The organism is Ferruginibacter sp., assembly GCF_049840995.1.
Classification (GTDB): Bacteria; Bacteroidota; Bacteroidia; order Chitinophagales; family Chitinophagaceae; genus Ferruginibacter.
Genome location: NZ_JASGIP010000005.1, coordinates 12,794 through 36,145, shown reverse-complemented (window position 1 = coordinate 36,145; position 23,352 = coordinate 12,794). Strand labels below are relative to the sequence as shown.

The 23,352-nt window shown below is 41.7% G+C and carries 20 protein-coding genes; 15 read left to right on the top strand and 5 right to left on the bottom strand.

Translation table 11 applies throughout. The features are described 5' to 3' along the window. The first annotated feature begins 11 nt into the window (after positions 1–11). From QM738_RS15140 to QM738_RS15130, 3 genes are all read left to right on the top strand, one after another. Positions 12–1,277 carry a hypothetical protein gene (locus QM738_RS15140; RefSeq protein WP_462277571.1) on the top strand — a complete coding sequence of 422 codons (1,266 nt, stop codon included), beginning with the start codon at positions 12–14 and terminating at the stop codon, positions 1,275–1,277. Positions 1,278–1,437: 160 nt separating this feature from the next. Further along, a complete protein-coding gene (locus tag QM738_RS15135; RefSeq protein ID WP_462277570.1) occupies positions 1,438–2,682 on the top strand; it encodes a 6-bladed beta-propeller in 1,245 nt (414 codons plus the stop codon). 3 nt (positions 2,683–2,685) lie between these two features. Further along, the gene (locus QM738_RS15130) at positions 2,686–5,640 is read left to right on the top strand and encodes a carboxypeptidase regulatory-like domain-containing protein (protein ID WP_462277569.1); all 2,955 of its coding nucleotides are present in this window, start codon (positions 2,686–2,688) and stop codon (positions 5,638–5,640) included. 33 nt (positions 5,641–5,673) lie between these two features. Here QM738_RS15130 and QM738_RS15125 read toward each other — a convergent pair whose 3' ends face one another. Then, complete coding sequence (locus QM738_RS15125; RefSeq protein ID WP_462277568.1) at positions 5,674–6,504, bottom strand: hypothetical protein; 831 nt, start codon at positions 6,502–6,504, stop codon at positions 5,674–5,676. Between the two features lie 101 nt (positions 6,505–6,605). Between QM738_RS15125 and QM738_RS15120 the strand changes: the two genes are divergently transcribed. Genes QM738_RS15120 through QM738_RS15110 form a run of 3 tightly spaced genes read left to right on the top strand, consistent with a single transcriptional unit; the run spans position 6,606 to position 12,198 of the window. Further along, positions 6,606–7,667 (top strand): DUF3667 domain-containing protein, encoded by a 1,062-nt coding sequence (locus QM738_RS15120; RefSeq protein WP_462277567.1) that lies wholly within the window; start codon positions 6,606–6,608, stop codon positions 7,665–7,667. A 5-nt stretch (positions 7,668–7,672) separates the two neighbouring features. Continuing rightward, the gene (mazG, locus tag QM738_RS15115) at positions 7,673–8,446 is read left to right on the top strand and encodes a nucleoside triphosphate pyrophosphohydrolase (protein ID WP_462277566.1); all 774 of its coding nucleotides are present in this window, start codon (positions 7,673–7,675) and stop codon (positions 8,444–8,446) included. An 8-nt stretch (positions 8,447–8,454) separates the two neighbouring features. Then, positions 8,455–12,198, top strand: coding sequence for a sensor histidine kinase (locus QM738_RS15110; protein ID WP_462277565.1), 3,744 nt, complete (start codon positions 8,455–8,457; stop codon positions 12,196–12,198). Between the two features lie 26 nt (positions 12,199–12,224). Here the strand turns inward: QM738_RS15110 and QM738_RS15105 are convergent, their stop codons facing one another. From QM738_RS15105 to QM738_RS15095, 3 genes are all read right to left on the bottom strand, one after another. Next, positions 12,225–12,530: a hypothetical protein gene (locus QM738_RS15105; protein ID WP_462277564.1), complete on the bottom strand. Its 306-nt coding sequence runs from the start codon at positions 12,528–12,530 to the stop codon at positions 12,225–12,227. Continuing rightward, a complete protein-coding gene (gene surE / locus QM738_RS15100; RefSeq protein WP_462277563.1) occupies positions 12,527–13,312 on the bottom strand; it encodes a 5'/3'-nucleotidase SurE in 786 nt (261 codons plus the stop codon). The genes QM738_RS15105 and surE overlap by 4 nt, the downstream gene beginning before the upstream one ends. A 96-nt stretch (positions 13,313–13,408) precedes the next feature. Further along, entirely contained in the window at positions 13,409–13,870 is a 462-nt protein-coding gene (locus tag QM738_RS15095) for a hypothetical protein (RefSeq protein ID WP_462277562.1), read from the bottom strand. Between the two features lie 216 nt (positions 13,871–14,086). On the opposite strand from QM738_RS15095, the gene QM738_RS15090 reads away from it, so the two are divergent. The 4 genes from QM738_RS15090 (at position 14,087) to QM738_RS15075 (ending at position 16,492) form a co-directional block, all read left to right on the top strand. Beyond that, on the top strand, positions 14,087–14,839 hold the full coding sequence (locus tag QM738_RS15090; protein ID WP_462277561.1) for an XRE family transcriptional regulator: 753 nt from the start codon (positions 14,087–14,089) through the stop codon (positions 14,837–14,839). Between the two features lie 194 nt (positions 14,840–15,033). After that, positions 15,034–15,387 carry a SnoaL-like domain-containing protein gene (locus QM738_RS15085; protein WP_462277560.1) on the top strand — a complete coding sequence of 118 codons (354 nt, stop codon included), beginning with the start codon at positions 15,034–15,036 and terminating at the stop codon, positions 15,385–15,387. Positions 15,388–15,447: 60 nt separating this feature from the next. After that, on the top strand, positions 15,448–15,918 hold the full coding sequence (locus QM738_RS15080; RefSeq protein WP_462277559.1) for a DinB family protein: 471 nt from the start codon (positions 15,448–15,450) through the stop codon (positions 15,916–15,918). A 142-nt stretch (positions 15,919–16,060) separates the two neighbouring features. Further along, positions 16,061–16,492: a single-stranded DNA-binding protein gene (locus QM738_RS15075; protein ID WP_462277558.1), complete on the top strand. Its 432-nt coding sequence runs from the start codon at positions 16,061–16,063 to the stop codon at positions 16,490–16,492. Between the two features lie 125 nt (positions 16,493–16,617). Here the strand turns inward: QM738_RS15075 and QM738_RS15070 are convergent, their stop codons facing one another. Then, the gene (locus tag QM738_RS15070) at positions 16,618–18,114 is read right to left on the bottom strand and encodes an amino acid permease (protein ID WP_462277557.1); all 1,497 of its coding nucleotides are present in this window, start codon (positions 18,112–18,114) and stop codon (positions 16,618–16,620) included. Between the two features lie 141 nt (positions 18,115–18,255). Between QM738_RS15070 and QM738_RS15065 the strand changes: the two genes are divergently transcribed. From QM738_RS15065 to QM738_RS15045, 5 genes are read left to right on the top strand one after another with little or no spacing between them, the layout of a single operon-like run. Then, complete coding sequence (locus QM738_RS15065; protein ID WP_462277556.1) at positions 18,256–19,779, top strand: dicarboxylate/amino acid:cation symporter; 1,524 nt, start codon at positions 18,256–18,258, stop codon at positions 19,777–19,779. Between the two features lie 27 nt (positions 19,780–19,806). Further along, entirely contained in the window at positions 19,807–20,511 is a 705-nt protein-coding gene (locus tag QM738_RS15060; protein ID WP_462277555.1) for a DedA family protein, read from the top strand. Further along, positions 20,492–21,724, top strand: a complete 1,233-nt coding sequence (locus tag QM738_RS15055) for an MFS transporter (protein WP_462277554.1) — start codon at positions 20,492–20,494, stop codon at positions 21,722–21,724. The genes QM738_RS15060 and QM738_RS15055 overlap by 20 nt, the downstream gene beginning before the upstream one ends. Positions 21,725–21,752: 28 nt before the next feature. Beyond that, positions 21,753–22,751 (top strand): glycosyltransferase family 9 protein, encoded by a 999-nt coding sequence (locus QM738_RS15050; protein ID WP_462277553.1) that lies wholly within the window; start codon positions 21,753–21,755, stop codon positions 22,749–22,751. Positions 22,752–22,784: 33 nt separating this feature from the next. Beyond that, on the top strand, positions 22,785–23,351 hold the full coding sequence (locus QM738_RS15045; RefSeq protein WP_462277552.1) for a hypothetical protein: 567 nt from the start codon (positions 22,785–22,787) through the stop codon (positions 23,349–23,351). The last annotated feature ends 1 nt before the right edge of the window (position 23,352 follow it).

Below are 23,352 nucleotides of genomic sequence, written 5' to 3'. Positions count from 1 at the left end.
TCATTGTAACCATGAAACTACGTTGGGTATTATTTATAACAATACTGCTTTGTGTGCAGCAGCTTTGCGCACAACCTCCAAGGCGTGATACCATCATCTGGTCGGGTGGCGAATGGGAAACGGCCATTTTAAGGGCTTCCTGTGTATCGGGCCAAACGCCGGTGATCAATATTTTACCTAACAGGAATAATTTATGTTTTGATAAACAGGTAAAAGTTAAATTATCTACCGGAAGGGCTATTGTGGAGCAATGTCTTTACTTTAATACCACCGATGGATATGTCAGTTACCTGCCGCCCCGTACGGGTGCCGCCGGTGGTTTGTGTGATATTAAACCTGATGAAAAGAATTTTCGATTTTTTGTGATCGGCAACAAAGGCAATATTTTTAACTATCATAATGAAGAAGGTAAGGACGGTGTGATAAAATACTGGGTAAGTACCGGCAATACGGTTACACACCAGTATGGCATGACATCGCCGGATGTTGTTGCCGCACTGCATAAAAAAACAGAGATACGGACTTATTGCGGTGGTAAAATAAAAGCATGGGCTTATAAATTTGATAGCAGCCCGACCGTATATTATTTATTTGGCAAGAATTATCCGCCCGATATCAACGTGACCTCCAATAAATACCTCGGCAATTTTGGTATTGGTTACCAGTATACCGATAAAGGTTTATACATGATCATGGAAATGGAAACTTCTGGTAGTTACGATGCAAAGATCACAGATGTGGATGAAGTGAATACCTGTTTTAATCCCACCCGTTTCCAGGTACAGGAAGATGAATTTATGCGTAAGCGTACGGAAGAACTGCAAAAGGAATGGGCGAAGATCGACCGTGAAGAAGCGCAGATAAGAAGCGATGATGAATGTGCTGCACAAAGGGAAAATATCATTGTATTTAAAAAAGCACAATTAAGAAGACAAGAGGAAAATCTGCGTACCGTACCACAGGGTAATGTGTACCAGGACAGGAATGTACAGAATGCTTACCTGGGCATGACGGATCCGCTATTTATGATACAGGGCGATATGCTGAATGTGCAACTCAGTATCTGTAATGCAGAAGTGGCAAGGAATAAACGTCCTGCGGATGCACCCAGTTACAGTATAAAGATCAATTGCCTGCAGGATCGACTTAGCCAGTTGCGCAATGCAGAAAGCCGGATGGGTGCGCTGAATGCACAGTATGCGGCACAACCCGCAAGGGCGCTTGCAGAAAAATCAAAAATATACCTGCAGCTTATGCAGGCCGGCGGCTGTAACTGAGCAATGCTGCATTGCCCGCCTGCAGCGCCTTACAGCATGTCAAATCCTGTGGATTTCGTTTACATTGACCATTAAATTACTAATTGATCAACATTTCAATTATTTTGCGACGGTAAACCGGCAGTAATGTCGTCTAATTAGCCATGTATAAACAATTGGAATGTTAACCAAGCCATTGCCTGTTCTCTTTTTTATCTTTATTACCTTCCTTTCTGCTGCTGGCTGTTTTGCACAGGAGAAGATCTATTTTGAACCTAAGTCTGCTGCCGGCGGTAAGCAATCGGATTTTATTACGATCAACAGTTACGTTGTTTTTGAAACCACTTCCGAAAGCAGGTTTGACCGGTACAGCAGGATCATCCCCACTAAAAAATTCTTCGTGGTATGTGACTACAGTGCCAAGAAAATTTTCGTTTTTGATAAAAGCGGGCGATTTATAAAAAAGTTCGGCAACAAACTGGACTTTGGCAGGCTGACTTATAATGAACAGAAAGACGGGCTGGAAATGGTTACGACCAATAAAATGTACCGCTTAACCAATAAGGATAATGCAGAGATACTGGAGGATTACCAGAACCCGAAAAACCTGAAGTATTTCCGCAAATATTTTATCGATCTCACTGATACGCTTCACTTTTCGGTACATAAACAAAAGATCACGCACACCGATATCCTCAACCCGGTGCCCTATATCAACGGGATGCATTACGTGAATAAGATAACAGTGGATAAGAACTTTGAAAAAAAGGAAGATTATGAATTGAAGATCTATCGTGGTGATTCTTTACTGAAACAATATTTTAAATACGATAAGAAAAAAGACAGCCGTTATATTTTTGACGGGGGCAACGTTACTGTTTCGTCTGCTGCAAAAGAAGACCAGCGATGGGTGACACATCCGTATGATTACAGCGTGTATGCTTTGCAGAATGATAGTTTGTATAAAGTGTATGATATGATCCTGCCAATGGACAGGGCTATTCCTGCAGATTTTCTTTCCAAAGACTTTCAAAACAGAACTGAAAAAGATAACTACCTGCGGCAGAACAGGCGGCTGGTGAAACAATTTTATGTGTACAATGTTTCGGGGCGCTACCTGAATTTTACCATGCAGACCATGATGTTTGAATGGCAGCAGTTTTTGTATGATACCAAGACTAAAACATTTTACAGCCAGGATAAGATCAGTCCCGATAGCAGTACTTATTACCTGCCCTTGTGTAGAAATGTAGCTTTCAACGACGGCCATACTGTTTATGCAAGGATGTATGCAGCAGATGGGCAAAAGATACTGGAGGATCATAAAAAAGACGACGTAAAATATCCTCCTTTACTGGAGGCTTATTTTAAAACAGCAACAGCCGACAGTAACCCGGTACTCATCAATTTCAACTATAGAAACTAATTAATGAAGCAAATTACCCTAACACTGTTTCTTTTTTTTGGAATTTGTGCTTTTGCCCAGGCGCAGCCAGGTACAGGACGTATATCTGGCATTATAAAAGATACAACCTCCAATGTCTTGATGGAGTCTGCCACGGTCATCATTTATAAACCGGACTCTTCCATTTTTCAATTTAAGATAACAGATAAGGATGGACGATATGAGATCACGGGTTTACCACTGCAGTCAAAATTTGTGCTGGCGGCATCCTTTGCAGGCTATAAAGAATTCAGGCGATCGTTTACCATGGATGCTGCGGTTAAAAAAATGGACACCATTTTTTTACAGCCCAAAACGAGTGATGAAGTGATCATTACTTCCATTGCGCCCATCCGTATGAACGGCGATACGCTTGAGATCAATCCTGCTGCGTTTAAAATGGCCAATGATGCAGTGGCAGAAGACCTGCTGAACAAAGTGCCCGGTGTGGTGATATGGGCCGATGGTTCTATAACGATGAATGGAAAAGCCATTCCGAAAGTATTGGTGGATGGTAAACCATTCCTGGGCAACAGCGATCATCGCATTGCCACACAAAACCTGCCTAAAAATATCATCGACAAGATACAGGTATACAATGAAGTGGATATGAGCAGCGAAGCCACCCGCTCTCAAATGACGGATGCACAGGCGCCTAAAGATTCGGTGCTTACCATGGATATTAAATTAAAGGCAGATAAAAAGAGTGGTTATTTTGGTAAGTATGGCGCCGGATATGGTACTGATAAAAGATATACGGCAGATGCTGCCCTGCAGTTCTATAATAAACAATCTACATTGGCATTTGGCGGCGGTACCAATAATATCAATGCGGATATTGCAGGATTGGCAGATATACAAAGGGAAAGCACTTTCAGGAATAATTATGCTATCTACCGCAACCGCAGCAATTTTGGCCGCAATGGTATTAACAGGGTGATATCACCCGGCATCCAGTTCACCCATTCTTTTACACAAAATGAGAACGAGCGCCGCAGCAACCGGATAAATGGCAGTTACGATTACGACAACAATTCCGGCAATGCCAATACACAAACTTACCAGGAGCGTTATTTACAGGGCGGCGACCAGATCATTAATTCCTTCTCCGAAAATATCAACCAGAGCGAAAGGCATGTAGTGCGGATGAATTATAACAAAAGCCTAGATTATAACAAACGTTTCAGTATTACCGGCAGCGGCACTTCAGGCAATACCTACAGTGAAAACGCCAGCAGTTCTGTTATCAATACAAGGCAGGGCGCTCCTGTAAGTGACCGCAACAGTAATTCACAAAGTACTGGCGACTCCAGGTCATTCAATGCTGCCGTTAATTATACCAATTTCGATTCGGAAAATCCACTGAAAGCGATTGATGCCAGCGCTTCTTTTTCCCGATCTGAAAATAATTCGGACAGGAATGAGAATACTATCTATAATTTTTACAGCGCTACCGGTGTGCAGAACACCACCATTAAAAGACATTCTCTGAAACAAACAGGTGCTACCAGCTTTACCAGTACACTTGGATATAGTGGATTGAAACGTTTGCTGTTTGGCAGGTTCAATCTTTTTGGTATAGACATTTCCACCAATCACAATATTAATTACCAGAAGAATGAAGATGATAATAAAGTGTTTGATATAGATGTGAATCAAAAGGAAAATACCAACCAAACACTTACTTATAATGAAACGGTATCTACTTTTCAATATACACCTTCATTGGCTTTAAATAAGAATTTTAATAAATGGTCTTCCCGCAGATCTGTATTTTATGGTTTTCGTACGTCCTTAAATAATCAATTTATTAATGAAGAAAACATTTCATCCCGTGCGAACAGGAATATCAACCGGTCTTTTTCTTTTTTACGTTTTAATATCGGTACTAACTATTCCCGCCAGGTGATGGAGCGATACCGGTTAAATGGTAGCCTTAATTATGATAACAGTTATAACTATCCAACCATTAACCAGATCGCACCGGTAGTGGATAGCAGTAATTTATATTCATTGTATAAAGGAGGGCTTAACCTGGTAAACAGCAAGGGGCATAGTGTAAATGCAAACATTAATTTTTCTACCATTAATACTAAAAGGCCCTCCCAGTTCTCTTTCAATATAAACGGAAATTTCAGCAATGTTTTGAACCCGTTTGCGGATAGCACCATCTTTCTTCGTGATACAGCCAGGGTGAGCAGTGGTGATTCGGTCTATTTAAATGGTAAGCAGGTACGCTACACAGTAAATGGCGACCGGCGTTACAGTTCATCTTTAAACTATAATGCCTCTTACAGCAGAAAAATAAAAGGTAACCAGGTACAGGTTCAATATTTTGGAAGTGTCAGTTTCGGCAGCTCGCCCAGCTATATTGACAATATTTCCACCATCATCAATACCACCAGCATTTCACACAGGTTGAGCTTTAATTACTATTATAAAACTATTTTTATTGCTGGTGTGGGGGCCAATGCCAATGCGAACAATAGCCGGCAAACGGGTTATAAGAACAGTAAGTTCAATACACATACCTTTTCCGGAGAATTTAATTTTACGGTGAATATGAGCAAAGATGCCAGTATTACCAGTAACATTTCTTATTCTAAAAATAACGGTATAGTAAAACCTATCACCATCTGGAACGGTAATGCATCTTATCGTTTTTTAAAAAGCAAACAGGCTGAAGTGAAATTTACGGCAACGGACATTTTAAAGCAGTTTAAGAACATCAGTTATTTTGCCAACCCGGATGGCATCACCAGCAGTGTAAGCAATGGCCTGCAGCAATATTTTATGATCACGCTGTCTTACTTTCCCAGGAAGTTTGGGGGAGGTAAAGGAAAAGGCGAACGTACTAATACAAGAATGGGTAATGGCAATGGTGGCGCCAGGCCAAATGGCGCCCCGGCACAAGGCAACAGGGGGAATAGAAGAGGGTAGCCGAAAACTCAGTATTGTATAAACGGGCAGAAATTATTTGTACTCATATTCAATAGAGCCCATCAAGCGCCTTTCTTTGGAGTAGCATTTTTCTTTGATGCGCAGGCCGTTATCGTAGGTGTATTTCCAGACAAAATAATAACTACCACCTTCTTCGGTAGTGGTCATTTGCGATATTAATCCCTGGTTGTTGTATTCGAAAATATAATCCGGCAACATTTTTTGATTGAACTGGTTCAGTCGTACCACATCAGTCAACCTGTTCTTGGTATCGTAATAATAATAGTAAGTGTCGCCTGTTTTCGTATTTTTTTCAATACTTACATTGTTGTTCTCGTCGGGAGAAAAAACAAAAATGGTGGCGTCGCCGGCATTTTTTATACGGGTCATTTTTACAATAACGCCCTTGTCGTTGTATTCGTAAATATGCTCTTCCCTTATTTCATTCTTAAAATCATCGTCGCTGGAACGCACGATAGAAAGAATGCTGGTAATGCGGTTGCTGGCATCGTAGGTATAAATGGAAGTGCTGGATGAAATTTCAGAACTATCCACTGTTTGAGTCAAAAGCCCCTTATCATTGAACGAGGAGGTAAAAATGGAAGAACCCGTAGAATAGGATTTACTCACTGTTTCTACTGAGGTATAATTCTTGCTGATCTTGCGCTCACAAAAAAAACCTTCGCTGGCGGTACCGTCATCCTCAAAACTTTTCAGGCTGATGTTTTTTATCTTTTGTTCTTTCAGCCTGGCCATTTCCTCGATCAACTGCCTGTTGCTTACAATATCCTTGTAATAATACTGTGCATGCAATGCACCTGAAAAAAATAAGATTACCGCAGCAACTAAAGATGTTTTTACCATTGGGGATTTAAATTTTACACTAAACGCCTTTTTACGACTTAAATTATGCCATAAATGGTGGTGAAGATAAACTTTATTAATTTTAACAAAATTACAAAACCTTGAGCCATCTTAAAGAGCGCAAAGAAAAAAACTGCTTAAACTGCAATGCGCAGGTATACGGAAAGTATTGTCATCTCTGCGGGCAGGAAAATATTGAGCCCAGGGAATCGCTATTGCACCTGGTCAATCACTTCTTCCAGGATATCACGCATTTTGATGGCAAATTCTTCAGCACACTGAAACTGCTGATCACCAAACCGGGCTTTTTGCCCCGCGAATATATGATCGGCCGCAGGGCCAGTTACCTCAACCCCATACGGATGTATATTTTTACGTCTGCATTTTTCTTTTTAATATTCTTTTCGTTTTTTAAGGTTGATAAAAATACTATTGCCGGGGATATTAAGATCAACGGCCAAAGCTGGGCCGAGGTGGAAAAAATGGATTCGCTTACACTGGATACTTATACCAGGAATATCAACAAGCAGGATAAAAAAGAGCCCTTGCCGATGACAAAGGAAGTGGTGAAGCAATATTTCGACAGCATTTCGCATTCGGGCACCATTACATTTACCAATACCGATTACAAATCGAAGGAGGAATACGATAGTGTATTGCGTTCCGGAAAGGAGCATGATGGCTGGATCATGCGTTCACTGATCTATAAACAGATCGAGATCAATAAAAAATTCAATAACAATCCTACAGAAAGCATCAGCGCTTTTACCAATATACTGCTGCATAGCCTGCCGCAGTTGTTCTTTATTTCGCTGCCTTTATTTGCGCTGCTGCTTAAAATATTGTACAACCGCCGTAAGCAGTTCTATTATGTAAATCACGGCATCTTCAGCGTGCATTTTTACATTTTCATGTTCATAACCATGTTGCTCACTTTTGGCCTGGCCAAATTCAACAGCGCCATGCATTGGAAATGGATCAGCATACTGCAGGTGTTGCTGTTTTTCGGCGCCTTTTTTTACCTGTACAAAGCAATGCGCAAGTTTTACCAGCAACGCCGTGGTAAAACGATACTCAAATTTTTAATACTCAGTTTTGCATTTGCTATCACCATGTTATTACTGCTTACAGGGTTCGTATTCTCATCTCTTTTTAAACTATAATTTTTATGGATTCAGCCAACAGCAAAGCTTTTGAGCGGTTAGTAGGTATTATGAACGACCTGCGGGAGCAATGCCCCTGGGACAAGAAACAAACCATACACACGCTGCGGCAGCTAACGATCGAAGAAACTTATGAACTGGCGGATGCCATCACCGACAGCGACTGGAAAAGCATCAAAGAGGAGTTGGGTGACCTGATGCTGCATATTGTATTTTATGCAAAGATCGGTGCAGAGCAAAACCAGTTCACGCTGGAAGAAGTGATCAACGGGGTTTGCGAAAAATTGATCCACCGGCACCCGCATATTTATGGTGATGTAAAGGTGAACGATGAGGAAGATGTGAAGAAGAACTGGGAAAAATTAAAGCTGAAAGAAGGCAAAACCTCTGTACTGGCCGGTGTGCCCAGGGCCTTACCCGCAATGGTAAAAGCCATGCGCCTGCAGGAAAAAGCCAAACAGGTGGGATTTGAATGGGATACCCGGGAGCAGGTTTGGGACAAGGTGGAAGAAGAGCACCGGGAACTGCTGGAAGCCGTTTCTACAGGCGATGTTGATAAAATGGAGGACGAAATGGGAGATGTTTTTTTCTCTTTGATAAATTTTGCAAGGTTTTTGCAGGTAGATGCTGAAAACGCTTTGGAACGGACCAATAAGAAATTTATCAGCCGGTTCACTAAAATGGAGGCTGAAGCGTTAAAAGATGGTAAACATTTGCATGATATGAGCCTGGAAGAAATGGATGCCATCTGGAACCGTATAAAACATTTAACCAGTTAATCCCTTAATTGCAGAAGAACAGCACTTTTTTGCGCTTTTTTTATAAGAACAGTTACCTGCTGGTAACTGCGGCCTGGCTTATTACCCTTTCATTCATCATCGATAATTACTGGAGCGATAATTCATCGGCCAATTCGGTTAAAAAGGCCATTGAATCTCATATCCGTAGACAGGAAAAGGATTTTGCAGCCATCACCAGCGATACCTTCCTTTTGCACCAGCTTTCGTCCAAAACCTACTCGGAAGAATCCCTGCAGCAGTTCACCGAAAAAAAATATTTCTTCTTCCTGTACCAGGCCAACGACCAGGGAAAGTACAATGCTGTATTCTGGAATACGCAGGCCATACAGCCCGGCGACCAGTTATTGTATACTTCCAATACATCGGGCTTTTTACAATTGCAGAACGGCTATTATGTATGGAAAAAAGTAAGCACGGTAAGAGGCATTGCCATTGCCCTGATACCCATTAAATGGAATTACATCATCACCAACGAATACCTGCACAATACTTTTGTTACCGGCGATTATATTGAGAACTACTACGACATTTCCGGCGATTCAGGCGTGGTGACAGTAGATAACAGCGCCGGTGATTTCCTGTTTTACCTTACTAAAAAAGGCGGCATACCACTTTCCAAGAACAATATTGTTTCGGTATGGCTGCGTATTGCGGGCGCCCTGTTGGTATTCCTGTTCATTCATCTTTGTGCGGTGTACATCAGTTTACACAACCGATTATGGAAGGCAGTACTGTTCCTCGCAGGTACTATTGTGGCGTTGCGTATCCTCAGTTACAGTTTTCCCATCCCGCTCAATTTCCGGCAATTTGAACTGTTCGACCCGGCGATATATGGTTCCAGCATCATCCTGCGCTCATTGGGGGATCTGCTTATCAACGGATTTTTGTTTGTATGGATCATACTTTTTATCCGGCATAAACTGCAGGAAAAAAAATACACCCTTGCGCCTGGTGCACAAAAAATAAAATGGTTATTGCTGGCCGTAGTGGCTTTTATATTTATCGCAGCAACTTTTGTTTGTGGTCATATCCTGCGCAGCATGGTGGCCGATTCGCAGATATCTTTTGATGTGATCAATTTCTTTACGTTAAATATTTACAGCATCATTGGTTTTGTGGTGCTTTGCTGTATCGCTATTGGCTATTTTGTAATGGGGCAGATATTGCTGTACCTGTTACGGCCTTTGTTTCCCAAAAATTTCATCCCGCTGTATATCGTGGCGGCCATCATTGGTCTTACATTACTTACCATTGGCTTTAACGTGGGCATTGTTGCGTTCGAGTTATATCTTCTCATCTGGTTATTAGTATTCCTGGTGCTACTCAGCAGCAATTACCTGGCATTGCTCACCACACGCATATCATCATCGCGGCTGGTTTTCTGGCTGTTCTTTTTTTCATTGTCCATTACAGCGGTCATTGTGCAGGAAAATGATATCAAGGAATTGCAGAACCGTAAGCACTATGCAGAAACGCTTTCCAATAAGGCCGATCCTGCAAGCGAAACGCTGATGAATACTTTACTCACCGATTTCAGGCCGGATTTCCTCGCTGCTAATTTTGAAAAATTCAGGAATGATTCCACCAGCACTTTATTTAAAGACAGCCTGGTGAACAGTAATTTCTCTGGCTACACCAATAAGTACGATACGAGGGTATACACATTTGATGCAGAGATGAAACCCCTGTACAATAAAGATTCCACAGGCTTTAATGAGCTGAATACGATCCTTAGCACACAAGGGCGCCCTACCGGTATACAGGATCTTTATTATTATGATGAATCTTACGACCGGTTCAGTTATATCAGCCGTAAAAATATCAATGATACATCCGGTCGCTTACTGGGCTATGTATTCATTCTTGCAGCGCCCAAAAATTTTAAATCGGAAGCGCCTTACCCGGAATTATTTTCCCGAGGCAATATCAATGCTATTGAAAATTCTTCGGTATATGCATTTGCCGTGTACAACAACCTGCAATTGATCAATAATCACAATGATTATGCCTTTGCCACCCGGCTTACCCAACGCGAAGTGCCGAGAGATGAATTTGAAAATAAAAAGAAGAAAGACTATGATGAGCTTTGGTACAAGGCCGGCCCCGGCGACGTGGTGATCATTGCCAAGCAGGATAATTTTTTAATAGAAACGATCACGCTTTTTTCTTATTTGTTCTGTGCATTCCTGCTGGTAACAGGCCTGTTCTGGCTCATCAACGTTTTTGTGCGCTCCCGTTTAAACAGGGACCAGATAAAGACCTACTGGCAACTGAGCATAAGAAATCAGATACACGGTACCGTTATATTCATCAGCATCTTATCTTTCGTGGTAATTGGTATTGCCACCATTTTATTCTTTATCCGCCGGTACGAGAATAATAACCGGGAACGCCTCAGCCGCACTATTCATGTAATGGAAAATGAAGTACGTAATTCATTGTCGGAATTTGCGGTGTTTGATGATGTGATAAAAATTTATGATGAAGGGTTCAAAGAAAAACTGGAGCAGACCATCAGTAAAATTTCAGAGATACATGCAGCCGATATCAATGTGTACGACCTGGAAGGTAACCTGCGGGTATCTTCTCTTCCATTGCCTTACAACCAGGGTATTGTAAGTACCAAAATGGACCCGGTGGCTTATTATCATTTAAACCAATTAAAAGAAGTACAGTATTTTAAAGATGAGAAGATCGGTACGCTGAAATTTGTGAGCAATTATGTGCCGGTAATTGATGAAACGGGCAGGGAATATGCTTATTTAAACATTCCATATTTTACTTCGCAGAATAAATTAAAACTGGAGATCGCTAACTTTTTAGTAACGATCATTAACCTCAATGCGTTCATATTCCTGATAGCAGGTATCGTTGCTTTGTTCATTACCAACCGTATCACCCGGTCCTTCTCTTTCATCAGTAATAAAATGAAACAGGTGAACCTGGGTAAAATGAATGAAGCTATTGACTGGAAGAGAGATGATGAGATCGGGGAACTGGTAAAAGAATATAATAAGATGGTGGCCAAGCTGGATGAAAGTGCGAATGCCTTGGCAAAAAGCGAGCGGGAAGGTGCATGGCGTGAAATGGCGCGGCAGGTGGCGCACGAGATCAAGAACCCGCTTACGCCGATGAAGCTGAGCCTGCAATACCTGCAAAAAGCCATCAGCAATGACGCCGGCAATGTAAAAGAATTAACCGGCAGTGTGGCACAAACACTGGTGGAACAGATCAATCACCTGAACCAGATAGCAGGGGAGTTCAGCCAGTTTGCCAATATCGGCAATCCCCGTAACGAAGTATTCGATCTGCATGAAGTATTGTACCTGGTAACACAGTTGTACGGTGTGAACGACCGGGTGCAACTGGACTGCACGCCATTATCGAACCCGGTGCTTATTAATGCAGACCGTACGCATATCAACCGTCTTTTCACCAACCTTATCCAGAATGCGATACAGGCGGTGCCTGAAAATAAAATTGCTGTGATAGAAGTAGAAGAAGAATTGCGGGGTAATAAGATATTGGTAAAAGTAAAAGATAACGGTATGGGCATACCCGAAGAAATGCGCTCCAGGATATTCACACCTAATTTCACTACTAAAACTTCCGGTACCGGCCTGGGGCTCGCCATGTGTAAGGGCATTGTAGAGCAGGCCAAGGGCGAATTATGGTTTGAGACCAGTGCAGGAGAAGGCACCACTTTTTTTGTGGAACTGCCCCTTGCATGATAAAATTATTTGTAAGGGATTATCTTTTAAGAAAAAGTCTTTAAACACAATACCACCAGGCCATATACACAGGTTAAAGCAAAAATGCCTTTGGCAGTTTTATCTTTATGGGTATTGATGTATACGGTAAATAAAACAGCATTCACCAATAATGCCAGGCTCAATGCAACGGATAAAGTATTGTGCCCCGGGTCACTGTGAAGAATATAGTCAAGCGTATCGCGAAAACTGTAAGAGCGAAATTTGACGTACTTAAAAATAAGCACACCTATCAAAGGACCGGTAAAACCCAGTACGGTACCCAAAATAAAATTATCCTTTCTGAAGATCATTTTAAGAATTTGTTTTTTTCTAATTGCTTTTTTAAGGTATAGTTGGTAAGGTCAAATTGTACAGGCACCACGCTTACATAATTATTTTTTAATGCCCACACATCCGTGTCTTTTCCTTTATCAAAATTGATGAACTTACCGGTGAGCCAGTAATATTTTTTACCCTGCGGGTCTTTGCGTTCATCAAAATCCTCTTCGTATTTGGCATAGGCCTGCTTACATATTTTCACACCTTTTATCTGGTCCATATTTACGGCAGGGATATTTACATTCAGCAACAGGTGCTTATCCATTTTTTGCTGCAGCAATGCACTTACAATTTTGTATACATAAAAACGGGCGGCTGTAAAATCAGCTTCAATATTAAAATCCAGTAAGGAAAAACCAATGCTGGGTATACTTTCAATAGATGCTTCCATGGCAGCGCTCATGGTACCGCTGTAAATAACATTGATGCTGTGGTTGGCGCCGTGATTGATACCGCTTAAGCAGATATCCGGTTTGCGGTGCAGTACTTTATCAACCGCCAGTTTCACACAGTCCACCGGTGTGCCGCTGGTTTGCCAGGCTTCGATATTGCCAAAAATATCCACCTTGTTCATACGCAAAGGTTCGCCGATGGTAATGGCATGGCCCATGCCGCTTTGAGGTTTATCGGGTGCCACCACCACTACTTTGCCCAGTTCTTTCACTGCTTCCACCAGGTTCTTGATACCCGGTGCAGTAATGCCATCGTCATTCGTGATCAGGATCACCGGTTCTTTCTTCTTCTTAGTTGCCATTTAGTATGTTGAATGTGTGAATATCGAATGTTGAGTTTTTAAATGCTTCATATTGCGGAAGAATATGACCATATAAAAATATTCGCCATTAAAAAATTAAAACCCCCTGAACCATGGCCTTGCAACTTCCTGCCTGAATGGCCAGGGAATCATAGCAAGGATGATGAGCAAAGCAATACCAAAATAGATCAGGCTGCGCTGGTGTTTTTTGGCATCAATGTCTGTTCTTTTCACCATGCTGCGGCCTACATGCACCAGCAGCCATGCAATGATCATCATCAGTGAATGCTCCATTGCAAAAAAACGCAGCATACCGGTCTTCATTACCACGCTGGTATTGTTCTTCAGGTTGTCAAACCACGAGTTATTAAAGTACAATATCAGCCCGATCAGTAACTGGATATCGCAGCTGATCATAAAAAAAAGATTGGCCTTATTATCTCCCGCTGTATAATTTCTTTTGCCTAAAACGCCGGTGAGCGCTTTCAAAACTGTAAGTAAACCAAAAAGCAGTACCGCCCAGCGCAGTATATTATGGATAGGTAAAAAGTAACTCATAAAAAGATTTGCCGCAAAAATAAGTATCTTTTAGTCAATGTGAGGAAGTTGCGGGTTATGGGTTACGGGTTATTTTATCGTCTTGACATAATTAACAGAACAAACAATAAAATAACCCGTAACCCGTAACTTTTAAACCCGCAACCCTGTATTTAAAAATAAATTTGGAGAAACTAAAAATATTAGTATATTTGTGCTAATCAAATTAGTTGTACTATGTCACAAGCCGGACAGAATCTTAAATATCTCCGCAAACTACGCGGATGGACACAGGAAGAATTTGCCAATAAGCTCGGTATCAAACGTTCTTTGATCGGGGCCTATGAGGAAGAACGTGCTGACCCCAGGATCGATATCCTGGAAATAGTAAGTGATATATTTAAACTTACCCTGGATGAATTGCTGTTGAAAGATCTGAGCAATACCGGGGGCAGTTACCTGGCCAAACGCAGGCAGCAGAAAATGATGAGTGCCGAAAGAAACCTGATCCACTTTGTACCGGTAAAAGCAGCGGCCGGCTACCTGGCCGGTTATGCAGATACAGAATTCATTGATGAGCTGAATACTTTTACATTACCCATGCTCAGCGGTGGCAATTACCGTGCATTTGAGATCATCGGCGATAGTATGCTGCCCACGCCCAGCGGCAGTATCATTGTAGGCGAAAAAGTAGATTCGCTGGAAGATATAAAAAATAATATGGCCTATATAGTTGTAAGCCGCAATGAAGGTATTGTATATAAAAGAGTGGTTAAAAACAATAAAACAAAAAATAAACTCACGCTGGTGAGTGATAACCCCCAATACCAACCTTACCAGGTAAATGCAGATGATGTGGTGGAATTATGGATGGCCCAATCTGTTATAAGTAAAGTAAGTGTACAGCAGCGGTGGGATGTAAACTCTTTGGCCAGCCTGGTAAATAACCTGCAGGACCAGGTGAGTACCCTGAAGAAAAAAATGAACTAAGGCCTTTTCTTATTGTAAACTCCGGACCGGTTAATGGCAGCATGGTTTAAAAACATGCCTGTGCAGCTATGCCATTATACTAAAATTGTAAATCTTATCATTATTGCAAGTGAGCCGGCAATGGTAACATTGCTAAAGAAAGCTATTGTCTTTTTGGACCAGGTATTTTAATCAAAACTAAAAATAAAAACATCATGACAACACAACAGGTAGCCGACAGGTTTTACGAACTGTCTCAACAAAACGGGTACGAACATATTCAGACAGAATTGTACAGTGACAATGCCAGGAGCATTGAACCCGATAACCCAATGTTCAGTAACGCTGAGGGTATTGAAGCAATCCGGGAAAAAGGAAAGCAATTCAGTGAAATGATAGAAGAGGTGCACGGTGGTTATTGTAATAAGCCGCAGGTAGCTGGTAACTTCTTTACCTGCACCATGGGTATGGATGTAACAATAAAAGGGCAACCAAGAATGCAAATGGATGAAGTAGCCGTGTACGAAGTAAAAGATGGCAAGATCGTACTGGAGCAGTTCTTTTTTTAAAGAAGTAAAACAACGAATGCTGCATAAAGATTTTATCCTTAACTGAACCAATGAAATAACATGAATGCCAAGGACCTGTTGATATTAAACTTTGAGGAAGTAAGAAGGAGGAGTATAAAAGTATGGAAAAGTATTGCGGATGATTATTTATTCTGGAGGCCGGATGGAGATGCCATGAACTGTATAGAAATGGTGCGGCATGTGCTGGAAGGAGAAAATATATATCATCATATTATTTTGCATGGTGGCGAACTGGGCAATTTTGAAAGCCCTTTAAAAAGCAACCCTTATTTTTCCATCGAAGATGAGTTGAAGAATGCCCAGCCTTACCGGGAACGTTTTTTAAAAATGATCAATGGCTTTACTGCAAAAGAACTGGAAGAAATTTATATAGTCCGTAAGAATTTAGGACAACGCCGTACCCTTGGAGACTATCTTTTGCGCATTGCCTATCATGAAGCGGTGCATACCGGTCAGCTACTGGATTATTTACGTACGGTGAAAACGATAAGACCCAAAATATGGGATTGAAAAAGAGCGCATTACTCAGAGTTTAAAAAACTATCAACATTGCTGCATGCGAAATGTGGGCAAGTGAGGGCCGGCATATCCTGAACTAATTCATAATTTTATAACACGTAGATACATCGATTAACATTTAAAAAACTCAATTATGATCAAATTACAGGTTATCGGCAATCTTGGTAGAGATTGTGTCGTTAAGGAAGTCAATGGAAAGAACGTTATTAATTTCAGTGTGGCCAATACGGAACGTTTTAAAGATGCACAGGGTAATCTAAAAGAAAGGACCACGTGGGTGGAATGTGCTTACTGGACCGACAGAACAGGAATAGGACAATACCTTACAAGAGGCAAAACAGTATATGCTGAAGGTGTACCGGAAGCAGATGCCTACATGAATAAAGACGGGCAGGCAGCGGCAACATTGCGTATGCGGGTGCTGAGCATACAATTGTTAGGTGGTGGCGAAGGCCAGCCTGGTGCAAATGCCGGTAATGTAAGCCATACCAACAATACCGTACAACCGGTTGTAAGAACAGCGCCGGTGGTTACTGCAGCTGCAGATGACGATCTTCCATTTTAATTTTAAAGATAGATTTAAGGACGGCGCAATTGTGTATTGCGCCGTTTTTTGTTGATAGCTTTCTTTTAAATTAAAGGCCCGGTAAATTTTACCGGGCCTTTATAATTTGATCGTATGATATTACTTTAATTTTTTCCAATAACATCTATGTCGCTTTCTTCATTTGCCAAACCTGGGTTTCTTAATTTACTTTTTTTAGCACTGTAGCCAAAGTAAATCACGAAACCAATGATCAGCCAGATAATTAACCTTAACCAGGTATCGCCAGGCAGAAAAACCATCATGAAAAGACAGGTTGCAATTCCTAAAATAGGCACCAATGGAACTAATGGTGTTCTGAAAGCCCTTGGAGCATCCGGCATAGTTTTTCTCATAACCATAACACCGATACAAACCAGGATAAAAGCCAGTAAAGTACCGATGCTGGTCATTTCTCCCACAACTCGTGAAGGAACGAAAGCTGCAAAAAGACTCACAAACAGCATGAAGATCAGGTTTGATTTTGCTGGCGTTCTGAATTTAGGATGAACTTCTGAAAATACCTTAGGGATCAAACCATCTTTACTCATTGAAAAGAATACCCTTGACTGACCCATCAGCATTACTAATATTACCGAAGCATAACCACCTAATATGGCAATAATGATAGCCCTGTTTAACCAGGGATAGTCAGGATGCAATACTCCTGCGGCATCTGTTGTACCCATATGATCGATTGCTACTGCAACCGGTGCAATACCGTCTTTACCTGCAAAAGATTTGTAACTGGTAACACCTGTCATTACATGTGCAAACAGGATGTATAATACTGTACAGATTGCCAACGAACCTAAAATGCCCCATGGCATTGATTTTTTAGGATTTTTTGTTTCCTGGGCTGCTGTACTTACTGCATCAAAACCAATGTATGCGAAGAACACAATTGCTGCCGCCCTTATTATTCCGCTAAAACCAAAACTTCCGAATTCTCCAGTATTATCAGGAATGTAAGGAGTGTAGTTTTCTGAATGTATATATTTCCAACCCAGTATAATAAAAATGATAACAACTGCCACCTTTAAACCTACAATTACGGCGTTTACTGTAGCGCTTTCTTTAGTACCCTTAATTAAAAGCAGGCTGGCCAGAATCACAATAAAAACGGCCGGCAGGTTGATGATGCCGCCATCCCAAGGACCAGCGGTCCATGATGCACTTAAATGTATATCAAAACCTTCCAGGAATTTTACAAAATACCTGCTCCAGCTGATACTAACCGTTGCAGCTCCCACAGCATATTCCAGCACAAGGTCCCAACCAATTATCCAGGCAATAAACTCACCCATCGTAGCATAAGAATAAGTGTAAGCACTACCTGCCACGGGGATCATTGAAGCAAATTCCGCATAGCATAAACCCGCAAATGCACAACCTAAAGCCGCTACTATAAACGAAATAGTGATTGCAGGGCCAGCATTTGTGGCAGCAGCCCCGCCGGTAATTGAAAATAGACCTGCACCGATAATAGCTCCAATACCTAATGCTATCAAAGACCGGGTACCAAGGGTTCTTTTAAGTCCCTTTTCCGATTCGGATGCTTCAGCAAGCAGCACATTTAAAGGCTTTTTTACAAATAAACTCATACAGTTGGTTCGTTTTAGTTAATGAAAGAATTGGAAAAATAAGCAAATAATCCTTAAAAACGCCACCGGCTGTACATTTTTATAAGCTTGCGGGTATAACGGGTTTTAATATTATATTGCGGCACTAAATATTATTGCCGAATGGAGATAACGGAGCAACCAGCAAAAAAAAGCAGGCTTACCTTATATATTGTACTTGCAATGATATTGGGTATTGCAGTGGGCTACTACATCAATACAAACGCTGCCGGCAACAAAATAACTTATTCGCCATCAAAGGATTTTACCGGAAAGGATTCTATCGGGATCACTATTTCGGGTACAAAATATTTTCAACAGATCGTTGTAGTAAAAGACAGTGCCGCTTATAAAAAAATAAAAGACAGTATTGCTGCACAAACCTGGTTGGTGGTGGGCAATACAGATAAATCTTATATCCCCTCCGGGTTATCAGAAGGTAAAAAGATCGATAAGATCACGGTGATACCAACTCACGGCAACGCCTTTATCACTGCGTTAAATGAGATATCTGACCTGTCGAAATTACTCACCACCATTTTCCTGCGCCTGGTACAAATGATCATTGCGCCCATCGTATTTTCCACCCTGGTGGTGGGTATTGCCAAACTGGGCGATATGAAGACCGTGGGCCGGGTGGGGGGAAAAGCCATGCTCTGGTTCATATCAGCATCATTGGTGTCGTTAACCTTGGGATTGATATTGGTAAATATTTTTAAACCGGGTGTGGGTGCCGATATCAAGCATTCCGACATGGGTGGTGTGAGCGACCTGCTCGATAAATCAAAAGGCTTTTCCCTGGGTAAATTTGTGGAGCATGTGGTGCCCCGTAGTATCATTGAAGCCATGTCTACCAATGAAATATTGCAGATAGTGATCTTCGCCGTATTCTTCGGAATTGCTTTGGCAGCGATCGGCAAAAAAGGAGAGGCCATTGTAAATTCGCTGGACGCCTTATCGCATGTAGTGTTGAAAATGGTTTCTTACGTAATGTACGTGGCGCCTTTGGGCGTGTTCGGTGCTATGGCAGCAGCCATTGCAAAGAACGGGTTAGGCATACTGGCCACTTTTGGTAAATATATCGGCGAATTTTACCTGGGCCTTGCCGTGTTATGGTGCTTACTATTATTTGTAGGCTACCTGTTCTTAAAAAGAAGGCTGGCGGTATTGGTGAAGAGGATCGCAGGGCCGATGTCCATTGCATTCAGCACAGCCAGCAGCGAAGCGGTGTACCCCAAGCTGGTGGAAGAAATGGAACGCTTTGGCTGTAATAATAAAATTGTAAGTTTTGTATTGCCGCTGGGTTACTCTTTTAACCTGGATGGCAGTATGATGTATATGACCTTTGCCAGCATGTTCATAGCACAGGCATTCAATATTACCAGTATTACCGGCGATGTAACGCAACAGATCATCATGCTGTTAGTATTTTTGATCACGAGTAAAGGTATTGCCGGTGTGCCCAGGGCATCATTGGTGGTGGTATTGGCAACAGGCGCCATGTTTGGCATTCCGCCCGAAGGCGTTGGACTGATACTGGCCATAGATGTATTCTGCGACATGGGCCGCACCATGACGAATGTGCTGGGCAACGCATTGGCTACAGCAGCGGTAAGCAAATGGGAAGGACAGCTGGCGCATACTTAACAACCGATCATTTTTAAAAAATTATAGATGTTAGACTTTATCTTTTTGGATTTTCACTGGACACAGTTGTTGCAGCCGCAATGGTATATAGAAAATGGCGGACTGTGGTTTGTACTATTCGTGGTATTTGCAGAAACAGGATTATTTGCAGGCTTTTTTCTTCCCGGCGATTCTTTACTTTTTGTAACAGGTATCTTCAGTAACGAATTATTGAAAAGCGGTGTTGGTGTTGATACAGGTAGTTCCTTTATCAACTTAGCCTTATTAGGCATATTGATAGCGGTTGCAGGTATAATCGGTAATACGGTTGGCTATTGGTTTGGCCGCAAGATAGGACCTGCCATGTTCAACTGGAAAGACCGTTTACTCTTTAAAAAGAAATACCTATACGAAGCCCAGGAATTTTATGAAAAGCATGGCGGCGGTGCGATCATCATCGCAAGATTTTTGCCCATCATCCGCACTTTTGCACCCATTGTGGCAGGTATTGTGCAGATGGAAAGAAAGAAATTCGGTTTCTATAATATCATTGGATGTATTGCCTGGGTGTTCACAATGTTATTTGCGGGCCACTACCTGCAGAAATTATTTGAAACACAATTTAATTTCGACCTTAAAAAGCACCTGGAAGTAATTGTGATCGGTATCGTGCTGGTAACAACTGCTCCCATCTTTATTAAATTATTTTTCGGCAAAAAGAAAAAGCCAGACGATGACGCTTCAAAAAAATAAACATGCTCTTTTTAACATTGCTGTTATAGTTGCCGCACTCGGCTATTTTGTAGATATCTATGATCTGTTACTGTTCAGCATCATACGCATTCCAAGTTTAAAATCATTCGGCCTTACCACCGACCAGGCAAAACTTACAGGTGAAAATATTCTCACTTGGCAAATGATCGGCCTGTTGATCGGGGGCATTATATGGGGCATGATGGGAGATAAAAAAGGAAGGTTAAGTGTATTGTTTGGTTCCATTATTTTATACTCGCTTGCCAATATCGCCAATGGTTTTGTACAAACTGAAATGCAATATGCGTTGGTAAGGTTCATAGCAGGCGTTGGTCTTGCAGGAGAACTGGGCGCAGGTATCACCCTTGTATCAGAACTTACACCCAAAGAAAAAAGAGGGTTGGCTACTTCACTCGTAGCCGGTATTGGATTGACCGGAGCAGTGTTTGCCTTTTTAATGAAATATAATTTTTACTGGCGTACCTGTTATTTTATCGGTGGTGGTTTGGGTATACTGCTTTTATTGTTGCGCATATCGGTGGCAGAATCAGGTATGTATAACCAGGTAAAGAAGATGAGCGTGCAAAAAGGTGATTTTACCATGCTCTTCAGCAATGGCGATCGTTTTAAACGTTATATCAAAAGTATTTTGATCGGCCTGCCTACATGGTACGTGATCGGTGTACTCATTACTTTCTCAAATGATTTTGGTGCAGCCATGGGTATCAAAGAAGACATTGATCCCGGTAAAGCGATCATGTATGCCTATGCAGCAATTTCTGTAGGAGATGTGCTGGTGGGTTTTGTAAGCCAGTGGTTGAAAAGCCGTAAAAAAGCATTGTATATTTTTTACGCCATCACCGCCATTTTTATCATCCTGTTCTTTACCACTTTGCACAACGGCTCGGCCACTGCTATGTATATTATATGTGCCGGAATGGGCTTTGGTACCGGCTTCTGGGCCATATTTGTTACCATTGGTGCAGAGCAGTTCGGTACCAACCTAAGGGCTACTGCCGCTACCACCATCCCCAATATGGTAAGGGGAACGCTGGCTATTTTTATCCTGCCTTTATTTAAATGGATGCGCAGCCTTACAGATTATGTTACCGGCGGCTGGATAACAGGTATCATCATAATGGCGATCGGTACCGTGGCTGTAATAATGATAAAAGAAACTTTTCAGCAGGACCTTGAATTTGTGGAAGAGTAAATTTCCATTCGTGTAAATTTGTGCAATCTTGGCTAAATTCCTCATCATACGTTTTTCCTCTATCGGCGATATAGTGCTAACTACACCGGTTATACGCTGTTTACGCAAACAATACCCCGATGCCGAAATTCATTTTTTGACGAAGCAGTCTTATAAAAGTATTGCAGAGCATAATCCTTATATCAATAAGATACATACACTGGGTGACAGTTTCGACCTGATGCTGCACGAACTGGCAAGGGAAGAATACGATTATATCATCGACCTGCACCACAACCTGCGTACGCTGCGTATCAAGCGATTTCTGAAAAAAGTAAAAGCATTCTCCTTTGATAAACTGAATGTTGAGAAATTCATTTACACCAATCTTAAAATAAACACCCTTCCTAAAAAACATATTGTAGACCGTAACCTGGAAACTGTGGCATCTCTGGGCGTAGTGGATGATGGCCTGGGGCTCGATTATTTTATCCCGGAAAAAGACAGGATCAATAATAAGGACCTGCCTGCCTCGCACATGCTGGGTTATATTGCCGTGGTGATAGGGGCGGCGTTGGCCACCAAAAAAATGCCCCTGCATAAACTAAAAGAATTGTGTGCATCCATACAGCACCCCATTATTTTACTGGGCGATAAGAACGATGCTGAAGAAGGTAAAGCAATTGCTGCTACAGATGACATTAAAATATACAATGCCTGCGGCAAATTCAACCTGAATGAATCAGCGGATATTTTGCGGGGCGCTAAACTGGTGATCAGTCACGATACAGGCTTGATGCACATTGCAGCGGCTTTGCAAAAACCTATTATCTCTGTATGGGGCAACACGGTACCATCCTTTGGTATGTATCCATATTATGGAAAACTGTCTGCACAGCATCATGATATAGTACAGGTAAATAAATTGTGGTGCAGGCCCTGCAGCAAGATCGGTTATAAAAAATGTCCCCGCGGTCATTTTAAATGCATGGAAAATATCGCTGTTAATGAAATTGTAAATATGGTGCATCATCGCCTGGGCAGGTAATAAAATGCAGCGGGGATGAGTTAATTTACAAATATGCGTTACATCCTCTTTTTTCTTTTACTCATCGGCGAAAAAGCAGTTGCCCAAACTGTTGCCACGGTAAGATGGTCAGCCTATCATCCTTCTGAAAAGAGCGATACCATTTATTATGATCCTGCAAAGAAATTAATATGGCGCAATTTTAAAGGCACAGCGGGCGAACCTGCGGAAGCGGCCGCTCTAACCTCTTCCGGTTTTGGATATGATGCCATGGTAAGAATGAGTGGAGGAAGAATCACGATCATTATAGATGTATATTGCTATTTCAGCAAAGAACGCTCCTGGGTACGCAAGGGATATGAAACAGATTATGCATTGAATCACGAGCAACATCATTTTGATGTAACGTATATCGTGGCCAATAATTTTATCAATAAACTTAACAAAGCCGCTTTTACCGCGGGTAATTATTCCGACCTGATAGAAAAGATTTATCGCGAAAGCTGCAACGAGCTGGATAAAATGCAGAATGATTATGATGGCCAAACCAGCAACGGACGGCTGAAAGATATACAGGATGAATGGAATAAAAAGATCAACCAGCAATTATCTTTACTATAAA

Coding starts and splice junctions, on each gene's coding strand:
- QM738_RS15140 (WP_462277571.1), top strand. CDS start 12: ATGAAACTACGTTGGGTATTATTTATAACAATACTGCTTTGTGTGCAG.
- QM738_RS15135 (WP_462277570.1), top strand. CDS start 1,438: ATGTTAACCAAGCCATTGCCTGTTCTCTTTTTTATCTTTATTACCTTC.
- QM738_RS15130 (WP_462277569.1), top strand. CDS start 2,686: ATGAAGCAAATTACCCTAACACTGTTTCTTTTTTTTGGAATTTGTGCT.
- QM738_RS15125 (WP_462277568.1), bottom strand. CDS start 6,504: ATGGTAAAAACATCTTTAGTTGCTGCGGTAATCTTATTTTTTTCAGGT.
- mazG (WP_462277566.1), top strand. CDS start 7,673: ATGGATTCAGCCAACAGCAAAGCTTTTGAGCGGTTAGTAGGTATTATG.
- QM738_RS15105 (WP_462277564.1), bottom strand. CDS start 12,530: ATGATCTTCAGAAAGGATAATTTTATTTTGGGTACCGTACTGGGTTTT.
- surE (WP_462277563.1), bottom strand. CDS start 13,312: ATGGCAACTAAGAAGAAGAAAGAACCGGTGATCCTGATCACGAATGAC.
- QM738_RS15095 (WP_462277562.1), bottom strand. CDS start 13,870: ATGAGTTACTTTTTACCTATCCATAATATACTGCGCTGGGCGGTACTG.
- QM738_RS15090 (WP_462277561.1), top strand. CDS start 14,087: ATGTCACAAGCCGGACAGAATCTTAAATATCTCCGCAAACTACGCGGA.
- QM738_RS15085 (WP_462277560.1), top strand. CDS start 15,034: ATGACAACACAACAGGTAGCCGACAGGTTTTACGAACTGTCTCAACAA.
- QM738_RS15080 (WP_462277559.1), top strand. CDS start 15,448: ATGAATGCCAAGGACCTGTTGATATTAAACTTTGAGGAAGTAAGAAGG.
- QM738_RS15075 (WP_462277558.1), top strand. CDS start 16,061: ATGATCAAATTACAGGTTATCGGCAATCTTGGTAGAGATTGTGTCGTT.
- QM738_RS15070 (WP_462277557.1), bottom strand. CDS start 18,114: ATGAGTTTATTTGTAAAAAAGCCTTTAAATGTGCTGCTTGCTGAAGCA.
- QM738_RS15065 (WP_462277556.1), top strand. CDS start 18,256: ATGGAGATAACGGAGCAACCAGCAAAAAAAAGCAGGCTTACCTTATAT.
- QM738_RS15060 (WP_462277555.1), top strand. CDS start 19,807: ATGTTAGACTTTATCTTTTTGGATTTTCACTGGACACAGTTGTTGCAG.
- QM738_RS15055 (WP_462277554.1), top strand. CDS start 20,492: ATGACGCTTCAAAAAAATAAACATGCTCTTTTTAACATTGCTGTTATA.
- QM738_RS15045 (WP_462277552.1), top strand. CDS start 22,785: ATGCGTTACATCCTCTTTTTTCTTTTACTCATCGGCGAAAAAGCAGTT.